Here is a 23,233-nt window from a genome sequence, read left to right as displayed (position 1 = left end):
AAGGCGCTGCGTGAAGGCATTGTGCGCAGGCTGCGATGCTCTATATCTGCCCCATGCAGGATTTTCCCCATTTTGACAGTGAAGCAGAGGCGATCGCTTTCTTCACACAGTTGCAGCCTATATCTCCGCCAGAGCTGATCGGCCTGTGGAAAGGAAGCACGATTGCCACGGGGCATCCCCTTGATGGCGCGCTGGAAAGTCTTGGCTGGTATGGCAAGCGCTTCCACGCGGACCGACGAGCCGACGCACTTGTTTTCAGCACCGGAAGCCGGAGACTTGTTCCACTTGATCCGGCCCGCATTCCGATCAGCCTTGCATTGCAATTCAGCGGGCTGGCAAAGCGGCAGTGGTTCCGCAATCTTTTTTCCTACGCGCTCAAAGCCTTATGGGCGAGAGGAACTGTTGCCTCTGTCGGAATGGCCAGCTTCCAGGGCATCGAAAGCGCAGCCATGACCTATGATGCGCAGCCAATCGTCGACCACTTTCGACGGGTTGATGATGATCAATTGATCGGTGTCATGGATATCAAGGGAGACCCGCGGCACTACGTTTTTCTTCTGCAGCGATCGACCGAGATAAACGCTGCCGGGGCTGCTCAATCCGCAAGCACTGGCGAGTAACTGACAGTCCAATCGATTGACGTGTACGTAAGCGTCATTTATTGTGCCGCGAAATGGTGAGGAGGCTCGCCTTTCCCGTCGCTCCATGTCGCATGCAAGCTCGACAAGATGCGCATGTTTTGACAAGGAAGAGGGGGATTGCGCAAAGTCGAGCGGAGCACGAGGATGAGTGAGATGGAACTGCCGGAACGCGAGAGCATGGAATTCGACGTGGTGATCGTGGGCGCAGGTCCCGCTGGCCTGTCGGCGGCGATCCGGTTGAAACAGCTCAATCCGGAGCTTTCAGTTGTCGTGCTGGAAAAGGGCGCGGAAGTGGGGGCTCATATCCTTTCCGGTGCCGTGGTCGACCCTATCGGCATCGACCGCCTTCTGCCTGACTGGCGCGACGACGAAAGCCATCCTTTCAAGACCCCGGTCACGGACGATCAGTTCCTGTTCCTCGGGCCAGCGGGCTCTGTCCGTCTGCCAAACGCCTTCATGCCGCCGCTGATGAACAACCACGGCAATTACATCGTCTCTCTTGGCCTGGTCTGTCGTTGGCTGGCCGAAAAGGCGGAAGCCCTCGGCGTCGACATTTATCCCGGCTTTGCTGCAACGGAAGTGCTCTATAATGACGAGGGTGCTGTCATCGGTGTTGCAACCGGCGATATGGGCATTGAGAAAAATGGCGAGCCGGGACCGAATTTCACCCGCGGCATGGCCCTGCTCGGCAAATATGTGCTGATCGGAGAGGGCGTTCGCGGCTCGCTTGCCAAGCAGCTGATCTCCAGGTTCAAGCTGGATGAGGGCCGCGAGCCGCAGAAATACGGCATCGGCTTCAAGGAGCTTTGGGAGGTGCAGCCGGAAAAGCACAAGGCTGGTCTCGTTCAGCATTCCTTCGGTTGGCCTTTGGATATGAAAACGGGCGGAGGCTCGTTCCTCTATCACCTGCATGATAATCTGGTTGCCGTGGGCTTTGTCGTCCACCTGAACTACAAGAACCCCTATATCTTCCCCTTTGAGGAATTCCAGCGGTTCAAGACGCATCCGGCCATTCGTGATACTTTCGAGGGCGCCAAGCGGATTTCCTACGGCGCGCGTGCGATTACCGAGGGCGGCTATCAGTCCGTTCCGAAGCTCTCTTTCCCGGGCGGCGCTCTGATTGGCTGTTCTGCTGGCTTCGTTAACGTGCCGCGCATCAAGGGAAGCCACAACGCCGTTCTTTCCGGCATGCTTGCGGCAGAAAAACTTGCCGAGGCGCTGGCCGCCGGTCGGGCGAATGACGAGCCGATCGAGATCGAAAATGAATGGCGCGATACCGCTATCGGCAAGGATTTGAGGCGCGTACGCAACGTAAAGCCACTCTGGTCTCGCTTCGGCACGGCCATCGGCGTCGCACTCGGCGGCATCGACATGTGGATCAACCAGATTTTCGGCTCGTCTCCCTTCACGATGAAGCATGGCAAGACGGATGCGGCTTCGCTTGAACCAGCCGCGCAGCACAAGAAGATCGATTATCCCAAGCCGGATGGTGTGTTGACCTTTGACCGGCTGTCTTCGGTCTTTCTCTCCAACACCAATCATGAGGAGGATCAACCGGTCCACCTTCGGGTGAAGGACATGGATCTGCAGAAGCGTTCGGAGCTTGGCGTGTATGGCGGGCCTTCAGCGCGCTACTGTCCGGCTGGCGTCTACGAATGGGTCGAGAAGGATGGCCAGGAGGTCTACGTGATCAACGCGCAGAACTGCGTTCACTGTAAGACCTGCGATATCAAGGACCCGAACCAGAACATCAACTGGGTGCCGCCGCAGGGCGGTGAGGGGCCAGTTTACCCCAGCATGTAAAGGCTTGAGGGAACTGCTATTCAAGCGGATCGTTAGACTGGCGGGGGATAATGCCTCGCCAGTTTTGCTTCCCGTCCATGACAAGGCGCGCATTGGGAAAGATCGGATATCTTCACACTCGGGTGATAAGCTCGATGCAAAACGATAGCGCAGTCTTTCCGGACATGCTCTAAGTCAAAAAACCGGTTGGAATGGATAAAGGCGGCGGTCAGGCCATGAACGCACCGATCAAAAGAAAACAGAAGTCGAAAGCGTCGAGGGCTTGGGCGTATATCCGTCGAAGCAAGCTGAAGATCTTCATTCCCATCGTTGTCATCGCCGGCGGCCTTGTCTTCCTGTTTCCCAACAAGCACACCGGCACGGGCGGGCGCTGCCGCAGCGAAGCGGGCCCAAGCGTCAATTGGATGGACTGCAAAAAGCGCATGCTGATGCTGAGCAACAGCAATTTCGAGCAGGCCAAAATGGCCGAAGCGGATCTCAGCAATAGCGATTTCAGCGGCAGCAATCTCAAGGGCGCAGACCTCACCAAAGCGGCAATCGTGCGGACCTCGTTTTCTGGCGCCGATCTTTCCGGTGCCATGCTCCAGAAGGTAGAAGGCTATCGCAGCGACTTCTCCGCGATTACCGGCACCAAGTCTGTCTTCACCATGGCGGAAATGCAGAGAGCCAATTTCAGCGGCGCCAACCTTATCGATGCAGATTTCACAAAGGCTGAGCTTGGCCGCGCCATCTTTGCCAAGGCCGAGCTTGGAAATTCCCATTTCGCCATGGCGAACCTGGCTCGCGCAACCTTCAAGAATGCCAGAATTTCCGGGCCGGTCGATTTCGCCAGCGCCTTTCTTTTCCTCACGCGATTCGAGGGCGTGGATCTGTCCCAGGCGACAGGTTTGAAGCAGGACCAGATCGATCTTTCCTGTGGCGACCAGAAGACGAAACTGCCTGCCGGTCTGGTTGCGCCTGCCAGCTGGCCTTGCCCAGAAGATTGAATTTACCGCGTTTTCGGGCCGATCGTGTCTTCACACTAACCGTCATTATCGGGATGCAGAAGTTGTATTTCTCCTGCTTTGCCAGCGCGGCATCGTCACCGTTATCTCTTCGTTAACCATGATGTTCGTAAGTTGCGGCCATCCAGAAATTGACCGCAATAAGGACACATTCATGTCGATCTCCCGTCGCGGATTGCTGATCGGGCTGCCGCTCTTCCTTGCTGGCTGCTCTACAACCACTGTCAACCCGCAGGTCGACTATGCTGCGCTGCCGGACGAGAAGTTTCCGCTACGGCAGGTGCCAATCGAAAAGATAAAGCCCGAGTTGCGGCGCACGGAAGTGGCTTATTCCACAGAGTACAAGCCCGGCACTATCGTCGTCGATACACCGGCTCGGCGCCTGTACTACGTACTGGGTGACGGCAAGGCCATTCGTTATGGCGTCGGTGTCGGTCGCGCCGGACTTGCCTTTGCAGGCAGTGCCTATGTTGGCCGGAAGGCTGAATGGCCAAGCTGGACCCCGACCCTCAACATGCAGCGCCGCGAGGAGCGCTATCGCAAACTGGCTGGCGGTATGCCTGGAGGCCCGAACAATCCACTCGGTGCGCGCGCCATGTATCTCTACCGCAATGGCAATGACACGCATTTCCGCATCCATGGCACAAACCAGCCGGAATCAATCGGCCACGCCATGTCGAGCGGCTGCATTCGCATGATGAACCACGATGTGATTGACCTTTATGCCCGCGTAAAGACCGGAGATCGGGTTGTCGTGATTCAGGATGCCCAGGCCTGATCATTCGTGACGATCACCACAACGGAAAAAGGCGCGGATTGGACATCCGCGCCTTTTTCCGTTTGTCGAAGCCGGACCCTTTCAGGTGCGTTCCTTGCGCTCCAGGGCCATTGAAAAGCCGAAGACAATCAGACCGATGACGGAGAGCGCTGCGCCCACATAGCCTGTCGAGCCATAGCCGTAGCCCATTGCGATCACTGCGCCGCCGAGCCATGCGCCCAGTGCATTGGCAATATTGAATGCGGAGTGGCTGGAGGCTGCCGCGAGTGTTTGTGCATCGGCGGCGACATCCATCAGGCGGGTCTGGACTGCCGGGCAGGCGGCAAATCCGCAGCCGATCAGGAAGACGCAAAGGCACAGCATGAAGGGTATTGTTGCAGTCAGGCTGAACAGTGTCATGGCAACAATGTTGAAGATCATCACGCCACAGATCGTGCCCTTGAGCGAAATATCGGCCAGACGCGACCCCACCACATTGCCCACATTCATGCCGATACCGAAGAGAGCCAGAACGAAGGAGACCATCGTGACAGACATCATCGCGGTTTGTGTGGTCGTTGAGGCGATATAGCTGAAGATCGAGAACATGCCGCCAAAGCCGGTTGCCGCCACACCAAGCGTCAACCAAACCTGCGGACGTTGCAGGGCGCTCAATTCGCGGCGGATGCTTGCGCCTTCCTGAACTTCGTCGCGTGGCTGGAAGATCCAGAGAAGAGCAACCGTGAGGAAGCCGACCGAGCCGACCAGAACGAAGGCAGCTCGCCAGCTCATCATCTGGCCGAGGAAGGTGGCGACGGGTGTGCCGACGAGTGTCGCCAGTGTCAGGCCAAGCATCACGCGACCCACGGCGCGGGCGCGGCGGTTGGGCGGAACCATGGAGGCTGCCACAAGCGCCGATACACCAAAATACGCGCCATGCGGAAGGCCGGTGACAAAGCGCAGCACCGTGAAAGTCCAGAAATCCGGCGCAACAGCACTCAGAATATTGCCAAGCGCAAAGATCGACATCAGCATCAGCAAAAGGCTGCGTCGGCTGACGCGGGCCGCGAGTGCCGCAATAATGGGCGCTCCAATCACCACACCCAAAGCGTAAGCGCTGATGACATGACCTGCCTGCGGGATCGTCACGCCGTACGTGTCAGCGACATCGGGCAAGAGGCCCATGATTGCGAATTCCCCCGTGCCGATGCCGAAGCCGCCTACGGCAAGCGCGATTTCGATGAGGGCAATCGTCAAGGGGGAAAGTTGCGTCGCAGACTGGCTGCTCCGCCCGGCGGCGAATGTATCTGTCATATCATTTCACTGAGGCTTGCCGCAGGCGCGGCATTTTCGACAGGCCCTGAGAGGCCCTTTTGTTAAGGCTAGCATACTATTTTGCGGTGCGGGAGAGCGCTATTTTGCGTTTGCGCAATTTCTTTGGCGCTCGCAGGTCGCGCAAAGCCTTGTTCCGGAAGTTCAGAGCAACCAATTACAGCCTGCGCCGTTGAGGTGCGGTTCACGGACGGAATTGGGCTTCATGAGACTGATTGCAATCTTTAACCGCGACGGCGGCACCTTCAAGACGACGGATATGGACGCATATTGCGAACATGCATTGCGCGCGTTCCAATCTCAGGGGCATGAGATTGAATGCCGGGTTGTCGCGGGCGCCGAGGTTGTCGATGCCATGCAGGCGGTTGCTGAAAGCGGCGCAGAGGGGCTGATTGCAGGCGGTGGCGATGGCACGATTTCCGCGGCTGCAGGCATCGCATGGCGAAGCGGCCTTGTCCTCGGCATTGTTCCGGCTGGCACCATGAACCTGTTTGCACGAAGCCTGAAGTTGCCCCTGGATATCTGGCAGGTCCTTGATGTTCTCGCCAAGGGGCACGTGGAGAATGTGGATATTGCCAGCGCCAATGGCCGTAGCTTCGTGCATCAGTTTTCCGCAGGTCTTCATGCGCGCATGGTGCGCTATCGCAATCAGATGAGCTTTGCTTCCCGCCTTGGAAAGATTAGGGCGAGCACGCGCGCCGCCCTTGGTGTCATGTTCAATCCGCCTGTCTTTGAGGTCGAGTTCAACGCGGAGGGGCAGCGCGGCCTCCGGAAAGTTTCTGCCATCTCCGTTTCCAATAACGAATTCGGTCGCGATGCTCTCCTCTATGCCGATAGTGTAAACGGCGGCCATCTCGGCTTCTATACGGCGGATCCCTTGACGCCTGCCGGTGTGGCGAAGCTGACACTCGATATCCTGCGCGGGAGATTGAAGGAGAACGAAGCGGTCAACGCGATGATGGTGACCGAGGTGGAGCTTCATTTTCCCAAGCGGCGCCACGACGTACGCTGCGTGATTGACGGCGAGCTTCTACCCATGGATCGGGATGTGTCGCTTCGCGTCCATGCCGGTGAACTGAAAGTGCTTGTACGGCAACCGCAGCAGCCGCTTGCGCAGGTTCAGGCACAGGAGGGCGTGGCGGGGGAGCAGGCCCCCCTTTGATCATTCAGATGCGCGGCAGATAGGTGCGGTAATCGAAATCGGAAACCGTGCGAAGATAGGCCAGCGCTTCCTTGCGTTTGGTATTGGCATAAAGCGTTTGATAGCGCGGGCCGAACGTGTCTCGAACGAAGGCCGATTGGGCAAACTCTTCGACTGCCGTCAGGAAGTCATGGGTCAGGCGGCGGGTTGTGACTGGGGCTTTGCCGGGCTCGGTCGGGGCACCAGGATCAAGCGTTTCATCAAGACCCTTCAACATGCCGCCCAGGATAGCTGTGAGCAACAGATAGGGATTTGCATCCGCCCCTGCCACGCGATGTTCTATACGTGCGCCGGGGCCGTTTGCCTCTGGAATGCGGATGGCCGTGCCCCTGTGGCCGACGCCCCAATCGATGCCGACGGGCGCAAATGAACCCGGCTGAAAACGGCGATAGGAGTTGGCGAAAGGCGCGAAGATCAACTGTGCTTCGCGCATCGTATCGAGCATGCCGGCGCAGATCGACTTGAGCCGGACCGGCTCAGCACCTTTGGCATCGAGGATATTGATGCCATTCTTGTCCACAATGCTTGCATGGACGTGAAGGCCGGAGCCTGCCTGGTTGGAATAGGGCTTTGCCATGCAGGTGGCTTTCAGCCCGTGCCTGCGCGCCGCCTGGTGGGCGAGGCGTTTCAGGTAGATGCAGTCATCCGCCGCTGCCAGCGCGTCCGCCCTGTGGTTCAGGTTGATCTCGAATTGACCAGGGCCGAATTCTGCTGTCGTTGCATCTGCCGGAAGCTTCTGCAGCTCAGCCCAGCTTCGAAGTGTCGTGAGATAATCCTGCAGCGCGTCTACCGCACGCATGTCATAAAGCTGAAACCCGTTCGGCGAACCGCAATAGGTGAGCGCTTCCGGCGGTCTTGGAGTGCCGGTCGTGTGCCAATCATCTTCGACCACATAGAATTCCAACTCGGTTGCCACGACGGGGGTCAGACCCCGTTCTGCATAGCGGGCCAACATGGCTGAGAGGATTGCCCGCGGATCCATGAAGCTCGGTTCACCCGTCAGTTCATGCATGGTGGCCAGAACCTGAACGGAACCTTCCGGTGCCCAGGGCATGGCCGCAAGGCTGCGCGGGTCTGCAAGGCAGCATCCATCTGGATCGCCAATGGTCAGCGAGACGCCCGTCAGATCGTCGTTGTCATCGCCCCAGATATCGAGCGATTGCGTGGATGTCGGCAATCGCACCTTGCCGTCCCAAACCTTGTGCTGGGCGGACAGGGGAATTTGCTTGCCGCGAAGATCGCCATTCATGCCCACCAGCAGAACTTCGATGCGAGGTTCTCCGGCGGCAATCGACGTGGTTGCATCTTCCATCACAAACCTCTGATATTCTGCATGAAACCGTCTCCGAAGAGGTGGCTTGCCAAAGATATTCCTGTTGGTCCATCTTCGTAGCGGATTGGCGCTGGCCTTACAATCTGCCCGACGGCAGCGGGCGCAAGGCAAAGCAAGAGCAGGGAGAAGAGTTTTGGATCCGGTTCAACAGCTGCAAAATATGAGTGCCCTTGATGCCGCGCACCATATCCACCCGTTCTGTGACATCAAGGACATGCAGAAGAACGGCACGCTGATCATGAGTCGGGGAGAGGGGGTATGGATCCACGATAGTCTGGGCAATCCGTATCTGGATGGATTTGCCGGTCTCTGGTGCGTGAACATCGGCTATGGACGCAAGGAAGTCGGTGAAGCCGTTCTGCGCCAGATGAATGAGCTGCCCTACTACAACACCTTTTTTGGCACCTCCACTGCACCTGCCACACTGCTGGCCGAGAAGGTGACAGGCTATACCAGCGGCCGCATGAACCGTATCTTCTTCACCTCTTCCGGCTCGGAAGCCACGGACACCTGGTTCCGTCTCGCACGCATCTATTGGAAGGCTCTCGGCCATCCGTCCAAGAAACATGTCATTGCACGCCGCAACGGCTATCACGGGTCAACTGTGGCGGGGGCTTCTCTTGGCGGTATGAAGCACATGCATGAACAGGGCGATCTGCCCATTGAGGGCATTTCCCACATCAATCAACCTTACTGGTATGCGGACGGTGGCGATCTTTCTCCTGCCGAATTTGGCCTGAAGGTTGCAAGCGAGCTTGAGGCAAAGATCGATGAGCTGGGCGAGGAGAATGTTGCGGCCTTTGTGGGAGAACCGGTACAGGGTGCGGGCGGCATCATCATCCCGCCAGACACCTACTGGCCAGAGATCCAGCGTATCTGCAGGGAGCGAAACATTCTGCTGATTGCGGATGAGGTTGTCTGTGGCTTCGGGCGGCTGGGGCGCTGGTTCGGCCACGAGCATTTCGGCTTCGAGCCGGACATGGCCTCCGTCGCGAAAGGCCTGTCTTCCGGCTATCTGCCAATCGGCGGCGTCCTGATCAATGATCGCGTGGCGGATGTGCTGGCGCAAGCCGGTGACATCAACCATGGTTATACCTATTCCGGTCATCCGGTGTGCGCCACTGCGGCCCTGGAGAATCTTCGAATCATCGAAGATGAAAAGCTGGTTCAGCGTGTGCGGGATGATATCGGTCCCTATTTTGCCGAGCGCCTGAAATCTCTGGAAGATCACCCGGTGGTGGGGCAGGTCGAGACCGTTGGATTGCTGGGTGCCATCCAGCTGGCAAAGGATAAGACGACGCGCCAGCGATTCCAGGATGTCGATCTCGCAGGACGAACCGTTCGCAATTTCTGCTATAAGCACGGCCTGATCATGCGCGCCACGGCAGACCGGATGCTGGCCTCCCCGGCACTCGTGATCTCCCGCGAGGAGGTGGACGCTATGGTTCGCTATATGCGTCATGGCCTCGACCATCTGGCCGAGCAAAACCTTGCCTAACGCTGCGCAGGCTGCAGGCCAGGGGGCCTGAGCCACACGTAAGCGAAGCGCATGGAAGCGCCATCAAGCGCGAAGGTGTGCGCAATATCGATGTAGGAAGGTGTCACCTCGTCGCGCGAGAAGCTCTCACTTGTGAGGATTTCGGCAAGTTCAGGGGACATGCCTTCCTTACCGTCGCGAACAGGCCAGATGACAAGGCCTGCGCCTTTGGTGAGAGCAAGCTCTATTGAAAAGGGTTGGAGATCGGGCATCAGTGCGTAGGTGTGACAACCGCGTAGGAAAAGCTGATGACATCCCCCGCACGGCCTGGGTCATAGGGCAACTCGAGTGACCTGATCTCCACTCTCGCATCATGGCCCGCGAAGCGCTCGATCAGGTTGGCAATCGGTGTCGGCAGACCCCTATCGGCATAGGTGGAGGATTGCCAGACGGCGATGATCGGGTGTTCCAATGTCCAGTTGAAGCGCGGTTGGAACTGAGAGAACTGCGGCGAGAACACTGGCACATCTTGCAGATGGTAACGAAGATTACCGCCGATCCAGGTGTTATCCGCAATGACCAGCGAAGGCATTGCCGCTTGCGCAACGATACGATCGGCCAGCGTATGATAGGGAACATTCAGCTTCTGATAGATACCTGTCCACCGAGCAGCTTCCACTCGAACGTAAAGTATCGATGGTACCAGAAGCATAACCGCCAGCGCCAGATGGAGCATGCGCTTCCACGCGAGGCGATCGAGCGCGCCGGACGCATGCAGCTTCATGACGAGATAGAGCGGAAGAATGATGAGGAGAGGCGAGAGCCAGCGGTCCTTGACGCTGCCAGCTCCAACCGTTGCGATGATGAGCACCAGGCAGGCCAGAATGCCCAGCAACAGGTGCTCGGTGAAACGTGTCCATCGGCCTTGTGCGGAGAGGCTGGCATAGATGCTGCGGCCAAACAGGCCCAGAAAGACAAGGAGCGTGAGACCGGAAAACCCGATGACAGCCTTCAGTATCGACAGCAGGCCCGTTCCAAACCGCAACAGCCAGCTCGCTCCGGCGTCTCCGCGCATTTTGATGATTGTGTTGGCAGACGCGAGTTCGAAATTGTTGATCAGCCAGAAAAGATGTGGGGTAAGCAGGCCGATTGAAACCAGGATTGTCAGGAGGAAGCGCTTGTCGAACAGTCCTTTTCGCGCCTCTGCGTCCAGCAGGGCCGCGAAAAAGGTGGCCGCAGGCAGAAGGGCGAAATTATACTTCGAAAGAAGACCGAAACCGGTTGCGATACCAAGGCCGATATAGCTTGTCAGGCTTGGCCGGGTGAGGGTTGCAAACAGTGCCCAGAGGAAGAGGCTGGCGCTGAAAATAACCGCGACCGTATGCGTCAGGTCTCGTTGCGATTCAAAGACGACCTGCGGAATTGTCATCAGGCCAAGTGTGGCAATGAGTGCAAGATCTGTCCGGCGGAAAACGAGCCTGGCTGTGTACCAATAAGAAAGATAGATGCTGAAGAGCATCAGATTCTTCAAGGCCGAAATGGTTGCGATGGAAACGCCACCGAGGCTGAAGGCCAACTGCTGCATCCAGTTATAGAAAGGCGGCTGCGTGCCATAGCCGGCGGCCAGCCATTGCGCGGTCAGAACCTGTTCCGATTCATCGAATTCAAGCGAATCGGGAAGAGAGAGCCGCATGATGAAGGCAAGGGTGAAATAAGCCGCGAGAAGCAGAGGGAGCCAGTTGGCGGCTGTGTTTTGAGCCTGTGCTTCATCGCGCACATGATCGGCGCCCGCAACGCGGGGCCGGTATCCGGTATCCATTCATTAACCTCTGGTATTCACCAAAAGGTCAATATTAGGGATTTTTCTGACAGGTGCTATAAATTTCTCGCACAACGTATGCGAGATTATTGTCGTCCTTGAAATAGATGCGGGCCAGCATCTCCGCCAGAATGCCTGTGGTGATCAGCTGTACCGAGGAGAGAAACAACATGATTCCGACGAGAAAAAGCGGACGCATGCCAATATCGTCGCCCATCACAAATTTGTCGAATGCCAGGTAGAGCAGGATAAGCGTGGCGAGAGTTCCGAGGGCCAGTCCAAGCGAGCCGAAGAAATGCCCGGGTCTCGCCTTGAAACGCATGAAGAACATCACCGAAAGGAGATCGAGAATCACGCGAAAGGTGCGCGAGATCCCATATTTGGATGTGCCGTGAGCACGAGCATGGTGTGTGACGGCCATTTCACCGATTCGCGAACTCGGCACGACACCTGCCACCCAGGCCGGGATGAAACGGTGCATCTCTCCCATCAGGCGGACCTGCTTGATCACGGAGGCACGATAGATTTTCAGGCTGCAGCCATAATCATGCAGTTTCACGCCGGTCATACGACCTATCAGGCGATTGGCAATCCACGAGGGGACCTTGCGAAGGAAAAGTCCATCCTGGCGGTTTTTGCGCCAGCCGACCAGCAGGTCCAGTTCCCGCCGGTCCAGTTCTGCAACCATTTTTGGAATGTCTGCCGGGTCATTCTGTAGATCGCCGTCGAGTGTCGCGATGAGGTGACCGCGCGCCTCAGTGATGCCTGCCTGCATTGCTGCGGTCTGGCCGAAATTGCGCTGTAGCGAGACAATGTGAAGCTCGAGGCCGTCTCGTCCAAGAGCCTGGCGCGCATTGGTGAGGGTTGCATCCGTACTTCCGTCATCAACGAGAATCAGTTCCCACCGCCCGGTGAACTCCGCCATGGCCTGCTCGATTCGCGCAATCAGTGGGCCTACGCTTTCTTCCTCGTTGAAGACAGGGACCACCAGAGAAAGCTCAATCGCATCCTGCTCGAGAGGTAAAGCCTCGATTGGTTTCGCAGTTGTGCGCATCCGGCGTTTCTCCTAAATCTCTTCACTGCCTGAGAGCAGTTAACTAGGCGGCAAAGTGAGCACCGCCAGACCGATATATCGGCTATAGAAGTGCGACTATATGACAATTTCACCGCGAGTCGTCCGGAAGTCGTGGATTAAGGCGAATCTGACCAGGGGAGTAAGCCTTGCTGCTGTCGCTCTCTATGCTGTCTTTATCCAGTGGTTCTGGGGCTGGCGGAAGATCTTTGCGGTCTGGCAGGAGGCTGGCTGGGCTATAGCGGGTGCGGCGGTCCTTCTGTTGCTGCTCACCTATGTGCTCCGGACCTGGCGCATCTACGACTACTTCCCGGCGGAGACCAAGGGCCGGTTTCGCCGTCTGATGCGCCTCGTACAGGTTCATAATCTCTTGAACATCATGCTGCCCTTCCGCAGTGGCGAGGTCAGTTTTCCCTTGCTGATGAAAGAGGAGTTCGGGGTGACGCTGACGCGTGCGACCTCAGCCCTGCTGGTGATGCGGTTTTTGGATCTGCATGCGCTTCTTGCTGCGGCAGGTATAGGCCTGGCGCTGGAGCACGAATCGCTCTGGGGCTGGCTTTTGTGGTTGCTCTTTGCCTTGCTGCCCTTGCCCGCTTTCCTCTCTCGCCAAGGGCTTTTTCGTGTTGCGGGAGCCGTTGCTCCACCGAAACTTTACGATCTGATGCTGGAGGCTGAACGAGGGCTGCCGATCAACAACGCAGCCTTTTGTCGCGCTTGGGGCGTGACACTCATCAACTGGCTGGTGAAGGTCGCCGTCATGGCTTGGGTTCTGATTCTTCTGGCCGGTCTTGAACTTCCGCCAGCGTTCGGAGGCGGGCTTGGTGGCGAATTATCGTCCGTTCTTCCCTTCCACGCTCCTGGCGGGGTCGGTACCTATCCGGCAGGTATAGTCGCTGGTGCCCTTGCTTTGGGAGCCCCGACCGATTCGGCCACGCTGGCGCTTTTAGGCACGGCAGCCGTGAATGCGCATTTGCTGATTATTTTCAGCTCTGTCGTTGGGACGCTGCTCTCAATTCTGATCGCAGATCAAAAGCGGCAAGGCGCATAACCTCGCCGCTTTCCTTGATCTTACTGGAAGGCTGTCTCGTAGAAGCTGCGCAGCTTGCGCGAGTGCAAAGTTTCCGTGGGCATGGCCGCCAGCTTTTGCACGGCGCGGATGCCGATCTTCAAGTGCTGACGCACCTGAGTACGATAGAATTCCGTTGCCATGCCGGGCAGCTTCAACTCGCCGTGAAGCGGCTTGTCCGAGACGCAAAGCAGCGTTCCGTAAGGCACCCTGAAGCGGAAACCATTGGCAGCTATGGTGGCGGATTCCATATCAAGAGCGATGGCCCGCGCCTGGCTGAGCCGTTTCACCGGACCTGCTTGGTCGCGAAGCTCCCAATTGCGGTTGTCGATGGTGGCAACGGTTCCGGTGCGCATGATTCGCTTCAGTTCGAAGCCTTCAAGACCAGTGATCTCTTCCACAGCGTCTTCCAGGGCCTGCTGCACTTCCGCAAGCGCCGGGATCGGCACCCAGACCGGCAGGTCATCGTCTAGAACGTGATCTTCGCGCATATAGGCATGTGCGAGAACATAATCTCCGAGGCGCTGGCTGTTGCGAAGACCTGCGCAGTGCCCAACCATAAGCCAGGCATGCGGGCGCAGAACAGCAATATGGTCCGTGATCGTCTTCGCGTTCGATGGCCCAACGCCGATATTGACGAGCGTGATTCCTGCATGCCCCTTCTTTTTCAGATGGTAAGCGGGCATCTGTGGCAGGCGAATCGGCGTTTCGGTGCTTCGGCTTCCGGCGGGTGTGATAATATTTCCCGGTTCCACGAATGCCGTATAGCCTTCGCCACCATTCGCCATCATTTCGCGCGCCCAGGCCGCAAATTCGTCGATGTAGAACTGGTAGTTGGTGAACAGAACGAAGTTCTGGAAATGGTCGGCGCTTGTGGCCGTATAGTGGCTAAGCCGCGCCAGAGAGTAATCGATGCGTTGCGCCGTAAAGGGCGCAAGCGGAGCTGGCTCTCCCGGAACCTGATCATATTCGCCATTTGCGATAAGATCGTCCGTATTGTTGAGGTCCGGCGTATCGAAAATATCCCGCAAGGGCATATGCGACAGAACGGAGGAAACGGAGGCTTCCACATGCGCACCTTCCCCGAAGGCGAAGTGTAGCGGAATGGGTGTGGTCGATTCGGACACGGTCACCGGCACATTGTGGTTGCGCATCAGAAGGCCGAGCTGTTCCTTCAGGTAATGCCGGAAGAGGCGCGGGCGCGTAACCGTGGTCGTGTAGAGGCCTGGCGAGGTCACATGACCATAGGACAAGCGCGAATCGATATGACCAAAACTTGTCGTCTCGATGCTGACCTGCGGATAACAGGCACGATAGCGTCCCACGAGGCTTCCACCCTTTGCGAGATCGCCAAACGCTTGGATGAGGAAGTTCGTGTTGCGCTCATAAAGTTCCGTCAGCGCGTCCACCGCAGCGGCCGGATCGTCGAAAACCCTCTGCTCATACGGCGTGGGGCTAAGGAAATGAGGTGCGGATTGGGAAAAGATTCGTTTTGTCATGCGTCATTATAGTGCTGACTTTTTGACAAGCCAATTACGCAACACGGTGCGTTTTATCAAAAACGCGGAAGCATTTTCAAAGGCTTTCCGCAGCCAAAGCCGCTCCATGTGCAGAGCTGGGTGGAAGCCTGATGCGGTGCTGTTGGCGCACGCCTCGTTTCAACGATGAGAATTGAAAGACTGACGGCAAAAAGAGCCATCATCAGCGTCAAGATTGTAAAGCGCCTCACCAAGCTGTTCATGTCGATCCCCATCATTGTGCCCGCCTGAACCATGATCGTGTTCGCCTGAACTGGCAATGAGCCTCGCATTCATCGTCCGTTTATCTGCATTCTCTTCAGTGCCAATCATTCTGATTCCATACAGTGGCTCGACAAGGCCTCAGGGCCTTGCCTTTGTTCGCTGCCATGCAATCACGTCTCGATGAACAGAACGCGCGTTCTGAGCGGGGTTGGACCCTAGAGACGGGTCCAGGTCTGCGACTTGCAGAAAATCGACATGACACAGCCCTTCATTTTCAGCGAATTGCCGCTGACGGCACCTGAACCGCTATAGGTCTTGTCATTCGCCGGGTCGGTGATCTCGCCCGAGTAGCTAGAGCCGCTGCCGCTCATTTTGCCAATCTGCTTGCCCGCATGTTTTCCCGTCTTCAGCGTCACGCAAAAGGCTGAACCGCATTTGGAGATGGAAGCGGTCTCTCCGCTCGCGGTTTTCCAGCTGCCTTCGATCGGCTCCGCTGCTGCCGCCATACCGCTCATTGCCAGAACTATAGCTGCCGCTACTGTCGTCAGTTTCACCATGCCTGAAGCTCCTCCGCTTTCAATAGGCCTCCCGCAGGAGGCTCCCCCATCCTGCGCTCTCTGAAGAAACTAGCTTACGCGCACGTAAAGGTAAATAGCGATGCGGTGAAGGGTCAAACCTGTGTCGCCACAGGCGGCTCTGGTGCAGACGGAAGGAAAAAACTGCGAAATGACGGTGAACAAAGGGTAAAATCGCTATGGTTACTGTAACCTTTCCATTTTCGTTAAAGCCCTGCCGTGCGGCAGTTCTCATGTTTAACAAAAGCTGAGGTTTACCAAGCGTTTGGATTTTGTTTCCCTCTGATTAATCATGCATTTTAGGCGAATTTTGAAAACAGGCGGGCATAGTGGAGCCATCGAAAACGAGCGGGAAAATCCGCCGGCGGAAGAGGTCAAGACCGCAAAGACGGCAGCCTTTTCAGCGCCCGCAAGGGCTGACGAAACAGGGACAAGACAACAGTAAGGCTCACAGGGATTTAAACCAATGGCACGCTTTGAAATTCAGGACTGCGATATGGCCACCATGGGTGGCGAGGCCCGCGCCGAACTCTTCTGCGATATGGGCTTGATGTATGCCACCGGTCGTGGCTGCCCGGTCGATCTTGTTGCCGCACACAAGTGGTTGAACATTGCCGCCATCAAGGGATCTGATCGCGCAGCGGAACTGCGCGCAGATCTTTCCCATATGATGACCAAGATGCAGCTGGCAGAAGCCCTGCGCGCGGCCCGTGACTGGATGACGACGCACTGAGCGATTGAAGATCGGCCCGATCACTTGGTATTAAGGCCCTTGATGCAAACCGATCCGTTTCGGCAGGAGAGTGCGCGTGGAATCGCCAATGTCTGTGCGCAAGCATTTCGGCAGAGCTGACACAGATGTGCTGAACGTGCTCTAGGTGAGGCTTTTCAGAACCTTCGGCAGAGCCTGCTCCAGCAGCGCCATATCGGCATCCGTCCCGGTGGAAATTCGGATGCACCGGTTCAGCGGTGCCACACCCGGCATACGGATGAATATGCCGTGTTCCATCAACCCATCCACGATCGCGCGCGCATAGGCGCCGTCGCGTCCGCAATCGATAGCCACGAAATTGGTGGCAGAGGGTAGCGGCTGCAGGCCGTTTTCCTGCGCAATCGCAGCGATTTTGCCCCGCGATGCGGCGATCCTGCCGAGTACCTCCTTCAGATAGGCTTGATCATCAAGCGCTGCCAGAGCTCCAGCGACGCTGACTCGGGCCATGCCGAAATGATTGCGAATCTTGTCAAAGGCTTGCGCGTTCTCAGGTGTAGAAATCACATAGCCAATCCGTGCCCCCGCCAATCCATAGGCTTTTGAAAATGTGCGGGTGCGGATCACATTCGGCTTGTCGAGCAGACGCAAGATCGGCGGCGCCGTGCCATCGGGTGCGGTTTCGCAGTAGGCTTCGTCCAAAACCAGCAAGCAGCTTTGCGGCAAGGCTTCCGCAAAGGCTACGACGCGCTCGGCATCCCACCAACTGCCCATCGGATTGTCGGGATTGGCGAAATAGACGAGGGGTGCTTTTTCCTGCATGACAAGGGCCAGCAATCCATCCAGATCCTCCCGGTCCTGCACATAGGGCGTGGTGACCAGTCGTCCGCCGTAACCGGCGACGTGGAAATTGAATGTGGGATAAGCTCCGAGCGACGTCACAACGGGCGTTCCGGGTTCGACGATCATCCGGACGATTTGTCCAAGCAGCGAATCGATGCCTTCACCTATGGCGAGGTTGTCCGGCTTACAGCCAAGATGGACCGCAAGGGCCTGCTTGAGGGCATGATTCTCTGGATCTGAGTATTTCCACGTATCGTTTGCGGCTTGCCGCATGGCGGCAAGCACAGAGGGGGCAGGTCCGAAACCGCTTTCATTTGCGCCGATTCGGGCCTTCACGCTCAGGCCCCGGTTCCGCTCTATCGTTTCAGGCCCAACGAAGGGAACTGAAGCCGGCAATTGCGAAACAAGCGATGTGAAACCTGAAAAACCCGTCATGCTGCATCCCCGATCAAGCTGGAGGACGCTACCATAAGTGCCTTTGGACCGCGTGCAAGGCTCGTTTCAGACCAATCCGGCGTCAAAGCTCAACTTGAGAACATGATGTACGAATTCGGGCGCCAGCAGCATGTTGAAGCCGACCGTGACCTGCTCCTCTTCCCGCCGAATGACAGTGCAGCCGATTTCATCCCGAACACCCAGGATTTCGAGAAAGAAGTTCTTGGGCAGCGGAAGATAGGGGCTGACATCCAGCTGCGCACCGGAAAGCGAGATCGACCGGACAAGGCATCGGAAATGCGTCTTCGTACTCAGGTGACGCCCGACAAATATAATTTTCCCCGGCCTGTCGATCGTATACTTCGGAAAGGCCTGATCGCGCGGTGTGTTCGATTTTCCGTCCGTGTGAACATTCAAGGGCATGACACCCTCCATCGCTAACTTAACATCATCATGCCACCTAAATTATTCAAATCATTGAAACGAACCGTTAAAGTTGAACAGGTTTCGCATATTCAGCGAAATTTGGCCTGTTGGCCCAGGACCGAGCGGACTTGCATCCCTATGGATTGATCCCGCTCGAACGAATCATTCACTGACGCTGGCAGGGGTTCAGAGATTTCTCGTCCCGAGTTGACGCCACGTTGCACCGGGTTTACCCGACATGCCTGAGGCAAATCTTCGGGCGAAGCGTATATTGCGCCTTTGAGGGGCGGAAAATTCGTGAAAGATCGGTTTTTTGCAGCTTTCCGTCTGCTCAGGTCCAAAATGCGCCTTGCAGAACACTCAATCTGAATGCGTTTTGACCCTGGAGTTTAGAGCGGGAGCATGGATATGGCGGGCCATCTGGTCATTGTTGGAGGTGGGCAGGCAGGATTTTCGCTGGCAGCCAGGCTGAGGGCGCTTGGGGATTCGCGCGCCATTACCATCGTGTCCGCCGAAGATGTGCCGCCCTATCAGCGGCCACCTCTGTCCAAGAAGTACCTGTTGGGTGAGATGGAGTTCTCCCGCCTTCTTCTGCGGCCTGCGGAATGGTTCGAGCAGAATGCGATTGATCTGAAGCTTTCAAGCTATGTTGAAGAGATCGACCGCCAGAAAAAATCCGTGCGCCTCCAGGACGGTTCGTCGCTTGTCTATGAGAATCTCGTGCTGGCAACGGGCGCAACGCCCCGCAGATTGCCAGCCTCCATCGGGGGCGATCTCGAAGGCGTCCAGGTTATGCGGGATAAGCGGGATGCGGATCGCCTGTCCGAATGGCTTGTCGAAGGGCGTAACGCTCTGGTCATCGGTGGCGGGTATATCGGTCTGGAAGCGGCGGCGGTGGCCCGTCACCGCGGACTGAATGTGACGCTGATTGAAATGACGGATCGAATTCTCAAGCGGGTTGCCTCCGCTGAAACCGCAGATGCGATGCGGCAGATCCACGAAAGACATGGAGTGACGATTCTCGAATCGACCGGCCTCCAGCGGCTGATAGGCGAGAATGGGCGCCTTGTGGCCGCAGAGCTTTCGGATGGACGAAAGATCCCGGTGGACGTTGCGATTGTCGGGATCGGTGTGATGGCGAATGCAGAACTGGCCCAGATGGCAGGTCTTGAGGTGGCGGATGGAATCGTCGTCGATTCGCAGGCCCGTACGTCCGATTCGTCCATCTATGCCATCGGCGACTGTGCCAATCTGCCTTGGCAGGATACGCGAATCCGCCTGGAATCAGTTCAGAATGCCGTGGATCAGGCCGAGGCCCTTGCCGCGATACTGGCGGGCAGCGGTGAAAGCTATGAGCCGAAGCCGTGGTTCTGGTCCGACCAATATGATGTGAAGCTGCAGATTGCCGGTCTCAATCTCGGCTATGATGAGACGGTGGTGCGCGTCGGATCCCGTCCAGGCAGCCTTTCAATCTGGTATTTCCGCCAGGGACGCTTCGTGGCCGTTGATTCGATCAATGACGCCAAAGCTTATGTGACCGGCAAAAAGCTGCTGGACCTTAAGCTGCAGCCGAATCGTGCCATCCTCGCGGATGTGTCCGCGGATCTGAAGGCTTTGCTGCCCGCCTGAACGAAACCGGTTTTCCACGGTGTTTGAGACGTCTCTGCGTGGAAATGCGGAAAACTGCGCAAAATACCTTGCAATCCGAATCGTGACGACATAATCACGTGGCCACCGGAGAGGTGGCCGAGTGGTCGAAGGCGCTCCCCTGCTAAGGGAGTATACGTCAAAAGCGTATCGAGGGTTCGAATCCCTTCCTCTCCGCCACTGCCGTGGCAGGCATCCAAAAATTCTCCCATTCAAAAATCTAATTAAGTATTGTCTTTTATAGTTGATGTAACGGCGGTGCCGGGCAATTGGCTTAAGCCTTTGCGGCGTAAAGTGTTTCTTAAGCTTCTGTAAAAATCGAAGCTTTGGCTTCACCTTTTTGTGGCCTTTGAGCAACATCTACTCCGGAAGCGGCGTGAGCAGTCTCCTACATCAGTAGTTCGCGATTGCATGAACGAACTCCTCTTGTATGTTCACCATCAGAAGCGAGGCGGTGGATCGTCTGTCTTCTGAATTCGACGGGGATGGGGCAGGGAAAGCTGTCCTTCAGCAAGAACCCATACCCTCATTTAACTTGACTGGAGGTCATTATGAACATCAAGAGCCTTCTCCTCGGCTCCGCTGCGGCTCTCGCAGCAGTATCCGGCGCTCAGGCAGCCGACGCAATCGTAGCCGCTGAGCCGGAGCCGATGGAATACGTTCGCGTTTGCGACGCATTCGGCGCTGGCTTCTTCTACATTCCTGGTTCTGAAACCTGCCTCAAGATCGGTGGCTACGTTCGTTTCCAGGTTGACGCAAACCGCGGCAACCTCGCAACCAACGGCCGTACGTCTGACTGGAACGCCTTTACCCGCGGCCAGCTGGACATCGACGCCCGTTCGGATTCCGAACTCGGCACGCTCCGCGGCTTCATCGGCCTGCGCGGCGATGCCAGCAACAATAACAGCCGTGGCGTTCAGGTCGACCAGGCATTCATCGAACTTGGTGGCCTTAAGGTTGGTTTCTTCTACAACTGGTGGGATGACGGTCTCTCTGGCGAAACCGACAGCCTTGCAAACGGCACGACTCGCTTCAACGCAATCCAGTACACCTACACCGCTGGCAACTTCTACGCTGGTCTCGCTGTAGACGAGCTGGAAGGCGCTTCCTACACAGTTGGTAACGTTGCTAAGCCGCTCAACAACGTTGGTATCGAAGCCATCGTTGGCGCCGCATTCGGCCCTGCAAAGGTTGCTGTTCTCGGCGGTTACGACACCGACCAGGAAAATGGTGCAGTCCGCGGCATCCTGACGGCTGACCTCGGTCCTGGCACGCTGGGCTTCGCAGCCGCTTGGGCTTCTGGCCAGAACGCGTACTACGACCAGTCTGAGTGGACTGTTGCAGCTGAATACGCTGTAAAGGTCACCGACAAGTTCAAGGTAACGCCTGGCTTCCAGTACTTCTGGACGCTCGACCAGAACCGCACCGGCGACTTCACCGGCTCGCGTGACGCTTGGGCTGCTGGCCTGACGCTCGACTACAAGCTTGCTACCAACCTGACCACGAAGGTTTCCGTTCAGTACCGCGACGAAGACCAGCGTCAGGAATCCTGGAATGGTTTCGTTCGCCTGCAGCGTGCGTTCTAATCTGACCTCCTGAAGGTCTTATCGGGAAGCCCGGCCGCTAGGCCGGGCTTCTTCGTTTTTGGACGGCTGCACAGCTTAATGACGAATCACGTGGCTGGTTGAATTTCCGTTCTGCGTCCCCCCCCTGCAGATTCGTGACTCCGTGTCTGTGGTCGTCCGCTGCCTCGTCCTCCTTAACTTTGTGCTAGGAAGCGCAGATTTTTGCGGGTGAATTTAGGGATTCATTAACCATTGGCTGTCGCCCGTTGCACCAAGTGTCACGATTTCGCAACAATTCGATCTTTCCGTGACAGGGTAAGGGCGGAAAGCGCGCATTTTAATTTTGCACGCTTGAGCATGAGTGCTCTAATGCAGACACATCAGGTTGATCCCAAGCCACCTGGCGCCCGATTGGTCTCATTATTCGAGGGAATATCATGAACTTCAAGGTTCTTGCCGCAAGCTCCGTAGCTGCGCTGTCTTTTGCCTCGGCATCTTACGCTGCCGATGCCATCGTTGCTGCCGAGCCGGAGCCGATGGAATATGTTCGCGTTTGCGACGCATTCGGCGCCGGTTTCTTCTATATCCCGGGTTCTGAAACTTGCCTCAAGATTGGCGGTTACGTCCGCTTCCAGACCGATTTCGGTCGCGATGCTTCCGGTCGGTCTGACTGGAACGCCTTTACGCGCGGTCAGCTTGAGTTCGACGCACGTTCTGACTCTGAACTTGGCACGCTCCGCGGTTTCGTCGGTCTGCGTGGTAATGCCGACAACAATTCCAGCCGTGGCGTTAACATCGATCAAGCTTTCATCGAAGTTGGCGGCCTGAAGGTTGGCTTCTTCTACAGCTGGTGGGACGACGATCTGTCCGGCGAAACGGACCTGCTGTCCTCTAACACGACCCAGTACAATGCTATTCGTTACACCTACACCTCTGGCAACTTCTATGCCGGTCTGGCTGTAGAAGAGCTGGAGAACGCCTTCAGCGCCGGAACCAACCTTGGCTTTGCCTATGGTCGCACCCCGGAGGCTAACAATAATGTCGGCATCAGCGGTGCCATCGGCATTGCTGAAGGCGCAATTCGCGGCAACCTTATCGGTTCTTACGATACCGACCAGGAAGAAGGCGCAGTCCGCGCTCTCGGTTATGCGGACATTGGTCCGGGCACCCTTGGTCTCTCCGCTGCCTGGGCAAGCGGTGTGAACGCCTATTACGACGAGGCTGAGTGGACGGTTGCGGCTGAATACGCTGTGAAAGTTACGGACAAGTTCGTCGTAACGCCTGGCTTCCAGTATTTCTGGAAGACGAGCACGAACGGCGTTGGCGACTTCGTTGGTGCCGATGCTTGGCGCGCTGGCCTGACGGTCGATTACCAGCTGGCAAACAACCTCTCTGCGAAGGTCGCTGCCAACTATCAGGACATCGACAACGGTGCAGAAAGCTGGACGGGCTTCTTCCGCCTTCAGCGCGCTTTCTAATCAAAGCAGAACTCCGAACATGAAAAACCCGCCGTCACGGCGGGTTTTTTGTTGGCGGTATTGGCTTGCTTACACAATGATTCCGCCGCGTGTGGAGGTGAGTTCCCGTGACGTTCGACTGAACTTAGAGCACATCCTTCGAGAGTGCCTTAGGCTCCAGACTCAATTGCTCCACCATGTCACGATAGCTGCGATGTAGCAGGTTGCCGCGAAGTTTATCATGAGCTTGTCGTATCGCGTCGCGACACGCCTCCAGTCCTTGAGACGGCAGAATGTCCGTTCGATGATGTTGCGCCTTCGGTAGGCGA

The 23,233-nt window shown here is 56.9% G+C and carries 21 protein-coding genes, 1 tRNA gene and 1 pseudogene; 12 read left to right on the top strand and 11 right to left on the bottom strand.

Annotated elements, in window-relative coordinates:
* Positions 1-35 precede the first annotated feature (35 nt).
* From ACFSE1_RS13630 to ACFSE1_RS13615, 4 genes are all read left to right on the top strand, one after another.
* Positions 36-620 carry a DUF4334 domain-containing protein gene (locus ACFSE1_RS13630; protein WP_377402298.1) on the top strand — a complete coding sequence of 195 codons (585 nt, stop codon included), beginning with the start codon at positions 36-38 and terminating at the stop codon, positions 618-620.
* 165 nt (positions 621-785) lie between these two features.
* Positions 786-2,444 carry an electron transfer flavoprotein-ubiquinone oxidoreductase gene (locus tag ACFSE1_RS13625; RefSeq protein WP_377402295.1) on the top strand — a complete coding sequence of 553 codons (1,659 nt, stop codon included), beginning with the start codon at positions 786-788 and terminating at the stop codon, positions 2,442-2,444.
* Positions 2,445-2,659: 215 nt separating this feature from the next.
* The gene (locus tag ACFSE1_RS13620; protein WP_377402292.1) at positions 2,660-3,430 is read left to right on the top strand and encodes a pentapeptide repeat-containing protein; all 771 of its coding nucleotides are present in this window, start codon (positions 2,660-2,662) and stop codon (positions 3,428-3,430) included.
* 172 nt (positions 3,431-3,602) lie between these two features.
* A complete protein-coding gene (locus ACFSE1_RS13615; RefSeq protein WP_377402289.1) occupies positions 3,603-4,226 on the top strand; it encodes a L,D-transpeptidase in 624 nt (207 codons plus the stop codon).
* An 81-nt stretch (positions 4,227-4,307) separates the two neighbouring features.
* Here the strand turns inward: ACFSE1_RS13615 and ACFSE1_RS13610 are convergent, their stop codons facing one another.
* Complete coding sequence (locus ACFSE1_RS13610) at positions 4,308-5,519, bottom strand: MFS transporter (protein ID WP_377402286.1); 1,212 nt, start codon at positions 5,517-5,519, stop codon at positions 4,308-4,310.
* A 223-nt stretch (positions 5,520-5,742) separates the two neighbouring features.
* Here ACFSE1_RS13610 and ACFSE1_RS13605 point away from each other — a divergent pair, with 223 nt between their 5' ends.
* Entirely contained in the window at positions 5,743-6,699 is a 957-nt protein-coding gene (locus ACFSE1_RS13605; RefSeq protein ID WP_377402283.1) for a diacylglycerol/lipid kinase family protein, read from the top strand.
* Between the two features lie 4 nt (positions 6,700-6,703).
* Here the strand turns inward: ACFSE1_RS13605 and ACFSE1_RS13600 are convergent, their stop codons facing one another.
* Positions 6,704-8,050, bottom strand: coding sequence for a glutamine synthetase family protein (locus ACFSE1_RS13600; protein ID WP_377402280.1), 1,347 nt, complete (start codon positions 8,048-8,050; stop codon positions 6,704-6,706).
* 154 nt (positions 8,051-8,204) lie between these two features.
* Between ACFSE1_RS13600 and ACFSE1_RS13595 the strand changes: the two genes are divergently transcribed.
* The gene (locus ACFSE1_RS13595; protein WP_377402277.1) at positions 8,205-9,569 is read left to right on the top strand and encodes an aspartate aminotransferase family protein; all 1,365 of its coding nucleotides are present in this window, start codon (positions 8,205-8,207) and stop codon (positions 9,567-9,569) included.
* Here the strand turns inward: ACFSE1_RS13595 and ACFSE1_RS13590 are convergent.
* The 3 genes from ACFSE1_RS13590 to ACFSE1_RS13580 all read right to left on the bottom strand — a co-directional run bounded on the left by ACFSE1_RS13590 (position 9,566) and on the right by ACFSE1_RS13580 (position 12,421).
* On the bottom strand, positions 9,566-9,730 hold the full coding sequence (locus tag ACFSE1_RS13590; protein WP_377402274.1) for a hypothetical protein: 165 nt from the start codon (positions 9,728-9,730) through the stop codon (positions 9,566-9,568). The genes ACFSE1_RS13595 and ACFSE1_RS13590 overlap by 4 nt on opposite strands.
* Positions 9,731-9,819: 89 nt before the next feature.
* Positions 9,820-11,367 carry a glycosyltransferase family 39 protein gene (locus ACFSE1_RS13585; protein WP_377402271.1) on the bottom strand — a complete coding sequence of 516 codons (1,548 nt, stop codon included), beginning with the start codon at positions 11,365-11,367 and terminating at the stop codon, positions 9,820-9,822.
* A 34-nt stretch (positions 11,368-11,401) separates the two neighbouring features.
* Positions 11,402-12,421, bottom strand: coding sequence for a glycosyltransferase family 2 protein (locus ACFSE1_RS13580; RefSeq protein ID WP_377402269.1), 1,020 nt, complete (start codon positions 12,419-12,421; stop codon positions 11,402-11,404).
* 100 nt (positions 12,422-12,521) lie between these two features.
* Between ACFSE1_RS13580 and ACFSE1_RS13575 the strand changes: the two genes are divergently transcribed.
* On the top strand, positions 12,522-13,487 hold the full coding sequence (locus ACFSE1_RS13575) for a lysylphosphatidylglycerol synthase domain-containing protein (RefSeq protein ID WP_377402266.1): 966 nt from the start codon (positions 12,522-12,524) through the stop codon (positions 13,485-13,487).
* A gap of 20 nt (positions 13,488-13,507) precedes the next feature.
* On the opposite strand, the gene amn is transcribed toward ACFSE1_RS13575, so the two are convergent.
* The 3 genes from amn to ACFSE1_RS13560 all read right to left on the bottom strand — a co-directional run bounded on the left by amn (position 13,508) and on the right by ACFSE1_RS13560 (position 15,804).
* Complete coding sequence (amn, locus tag ACFSE1_RS13570; RefSeq protein ID WP_377402263.1) at positions 13,508-15,004, bottom strand: AMP nucleosidase; 1,497 nt, start codon at positions 15,002-15,004, stop codon at positions 13,508-13,510.
* 159 nt (positions 15,005-15,163) lie between these two features.
* A complete protein-coding gene (locus tag ACFSE1_RS13565; RefSeq protein ID WP_377402260.1) occupies positions 15,164-15,355 on the bottom strand; it encodes a hypothetical protein in 192 nt (63 codons plus the stop codon).
* 107 nt (positions 15,356-15,462) lie between these two features.
* Positions 15,463-15,804, bottom strand: a complete 342-nt coding sequence (locus ACFSE1_RS13560) for a DUF2147 domain-containing protein (RefSeq protein ID WP_377402257.1) — start codon at positions 15,802-15,804, stop codon at positions 15,463-15,465.
* A gap of 484 nt (positions 15,805-16,288) precedes the next feature.
* Between ACFSE1_RS13560 and ACFSE1_RS13555 the strand changes: the two genes are divergently transcribed.
* Complete coding sequence (locus ACFSE1_RS13555) at positions 16,289-16,555, top strand: SEL1-like repeat protein (protein ID WP_377402254.1); 267 nt, start codon at positions 16,289-16,291, stop codon at positions 16,553-16,555.
* Positions 16,556-16,696: 141 nt separating this feature from the next.
* Here ACFSE1_RS13555 and ACFSE1_RS13550 read toward each other — a convergent pair whose 3' ends face one another.
* Both ACFSE1_RS13550 and ACFSE1_RS13545 read right to left on the bottom strand, forming a co-directional pair.
* Positions 16,697-17,809, bottom strand: coding sequence for a pyridoxal phosphate-dependent aminotransferase (locus tag ACFSE1_RS13550; protein ID WP_377402251.1), 1,113 nt, complete (start codon positions 17,807-17,809; stop codon positions 16,697-16,699).
* Between the two features lie 66 nt (positions 17,810-17,875).
* The gene (locus tag ACFSE1_RS13545) at positions 17,876-18,232 is read right to left on the bottom strand and encodes a PilZ domain-containing protein (protein WP_377402248.1); all 357 of its coding nucleotides are present in this window, start codon (positions 18,230-18,232) and stop codon (positions 17,876-17,878) included.
* Between the two features lie 411 nt (positions 18,233-18,643).
* Here ACFSE1_RS13545 and ACFSE1_RS13540 point away from each other — a divergent pair, with 411 nt between their 5' ends.
* The 4 genes from ACFSE1_RS13540 (at position 18,644) to ACFSE1_RS13525 (ending at position 22,925) form a co-directional block, all read left to right on the top strand.
* Positions 18,644-19,864, top strand: coding sequence for an NAD(P)/FAD-dependent oxidoreductase (locus ACFSE1_RS13540; RefSeq protein WP_377402245.1), 1,221 nt, complete (start codon positions 18,644-18,646; stop codon positions 19,862-19,864).
* 107 nt (positions 19,865-19,971) lie between these two features.
* A tRNA-Ser gene (locus ACFSE1_RS13535) sits at positions 19,972-20,062 on the top strand.
* 371 nt (positions 20,063-20,433) lie between these two features.
* On the top strand, positions 20,434-21,468 hold the full coding sequence (locus ACFSE1_RS13530) for a porin (protein ID WP_377402242.1): 1,035 nt from the start codon (positions 20,434-20,436) through the stop codon (positions 21,466-21,468).
* A gap of 416 nt (positions 21,469-21,884) precedes the next feature.
* Positions 21,885-22,925: a porin gene (locus ACFSE1_RS13525; RefSeq protein ID WP_377402239.1), complete on the top strand. Its 1,041-nt coding sequence runs from the start codon at positions 21,885-21,887 to the stop codon at positions 22,923-22,925.
* A gap of 162 nt (positions 22,926-23,087) precedes the next feature.
* Here the strand turns inward: ACFSE1_RS13525 and ACFSE1_RS13520 are convergent.
* Positions 23,088-23,233: pseudogene (locus ACFSE1_RS13520) on the bottom strand (IS5/IS1182 family transposase); the annotation flags it as partial.

This window comes from Affinirhizobium helianthi (assembly GCF_042680945.1).
In the GTDB taxonomy this organism is placed as follows: Bacteria; Pseudomonadota; Alphaproteobacteria; order Rhizobiales; family Rhizobiaceae; genus Neorhizobium; species Neorhizobium helianthi.
Note: the sequence above shows the minus strand (reverse complement) of the source record. Positions and strands in the feature narration are given on the sequence as shown.

Coding starts and splice junctions, on each gene's coding strand:
- ACFSE1_RS13625 (WP_377402295.1), top strand. CDS start 786: ATGAGTGAGATGGAACTGCCGGAACGCGAGAGCATGGAATTCGACGTG.
- ACFSE1_RS13590 (WP_377402274.1), bottom strand. CDS start 9,730: ATGTCCCCTGAACTTGCCGAAATCCTCACAAGTGAGAGCTTCTCGCGC.
- amn (WP_377402263.1), bottom strand. CDS start 15,004: ATGACAAAACGAATCTTTTCCCAATCCGCACCTCATTTCCTTAGCCCC.
- ACFSE1_RS13530 (WP_377402242.1), top strand. CDS start 20,434: ATGAACATCAAGAGCCTTCTCCTCGGCTCCGCTGCGGCTCTCGCAGCA.
- ACFSE1_RS13525 (WP_377402239.1), top strand. CDS start 21,885: ATGAACTTCAAGGTTCTTGCCGCAAGCTCCGTAGCTGCGCTGTCTTTT.
- ACFSE1_RS13620 (WP_377402292.1), top strand. CDS start 2,660: ATGAACGCACCGATCAAAAGAAAACAGAAGTCGAAAGCGTCGAGGGCT.
- ACFSE1_RS13580 (WP_377402269.1), bottom strand. CDS start 12,421: ATGCGCACAACTGCGAAACCAATCGAGGCTTTACCTCTCGAGCAGGAT.
- ACFSE1_RS13610 (WP_377402286.1), bottom strand. CDS start 5,519: ATGACAGATACATTCGCCGCCGGGCGGAGCAGCCAGTCTGCGACGCAA.
- ACFSE1_RS13565 (WP_377402260.1), bottom strand. CDS start 15,355: ATGATTGGCACTGAAGAGAATGCAGATAAACGGACGATGAATGCGAGG.
- ACFSE1_RS13550 (WP_377402251.1), bottom strand. CDS start 17,809: ATGACGGGTTTTTCAGGTTTCACATCGCTTGTTTCGCAATTGCCGGCT.
- ACFSE1_RS13545 (WP_377402248.1), bottom strand. CDS start 18,232: ATGCCCTTGAATGTTCACACGGACGGAAAATCGAACACACCGCGCGAT.
- ACFSE1_RS13605 (WP_377402283.1), top strand. CDS start 5,743: ATGAGACTGATTGCAATCTTTAACCGCGACGGCGGCACCTTCAAGACG.
- ACFSE1_RS13575 (WP_377402266.1), top strand. CDS start 12,522: ATGACAATTTCACCGCGAGTCGTCCGGAAGTCGTGGATTAAGGCGAAT.
- ACFSE1_RS13585 (WP_377402271.1), bottom strand. CDS start 11,367: ATGGATACCGGATACCGGCCCCGCGTTGCGGGCGCCGATCATGTGCGC.
- ACFSE1_RS13615 (WP_377402289.1), top strand. CDS start 3,603: ATGTCGATCTCCCGTCGCGGATTGCTGATCGGGCTGCCGCTCTTCCTT.
- ACFSE1_RS13540 (WP_377402245.1), top strand. CDS start 18,644: ATGGCGGGCCATCTGGTCATTGTTGGAGGTGGGCAGGCAGGATTTTCG.
- ACFSE1_RS13600 (WP_377402280.1), bottom strand. CDS start 8,050: ATGGAAGATGCAACCACGTCGATTGCCGCCGGAGAACCTCGCATCGAA.
- ACFSE1_RS13560 (WP_377402257.1), bottom strand. CDS start 15,804: ATGGTGAAACTGACGACAGTAGCGGCAGCTATAGTTCTGGCAATGAGC.
- ACFSE1_RS13555 (WP_377402254.1), top strand. CDS start 16,289: ATGGCACGCTTTGAAATTCAGGACTGCGATATGGCCACCATGGGTGGC.
- ACFSE1_RS13630 (WP_377402298.1), top strand. CDS start 36: ATGCTCTATATCTGCCCCATGCAGGATTTTCCCCATTTTGACAGTGAA.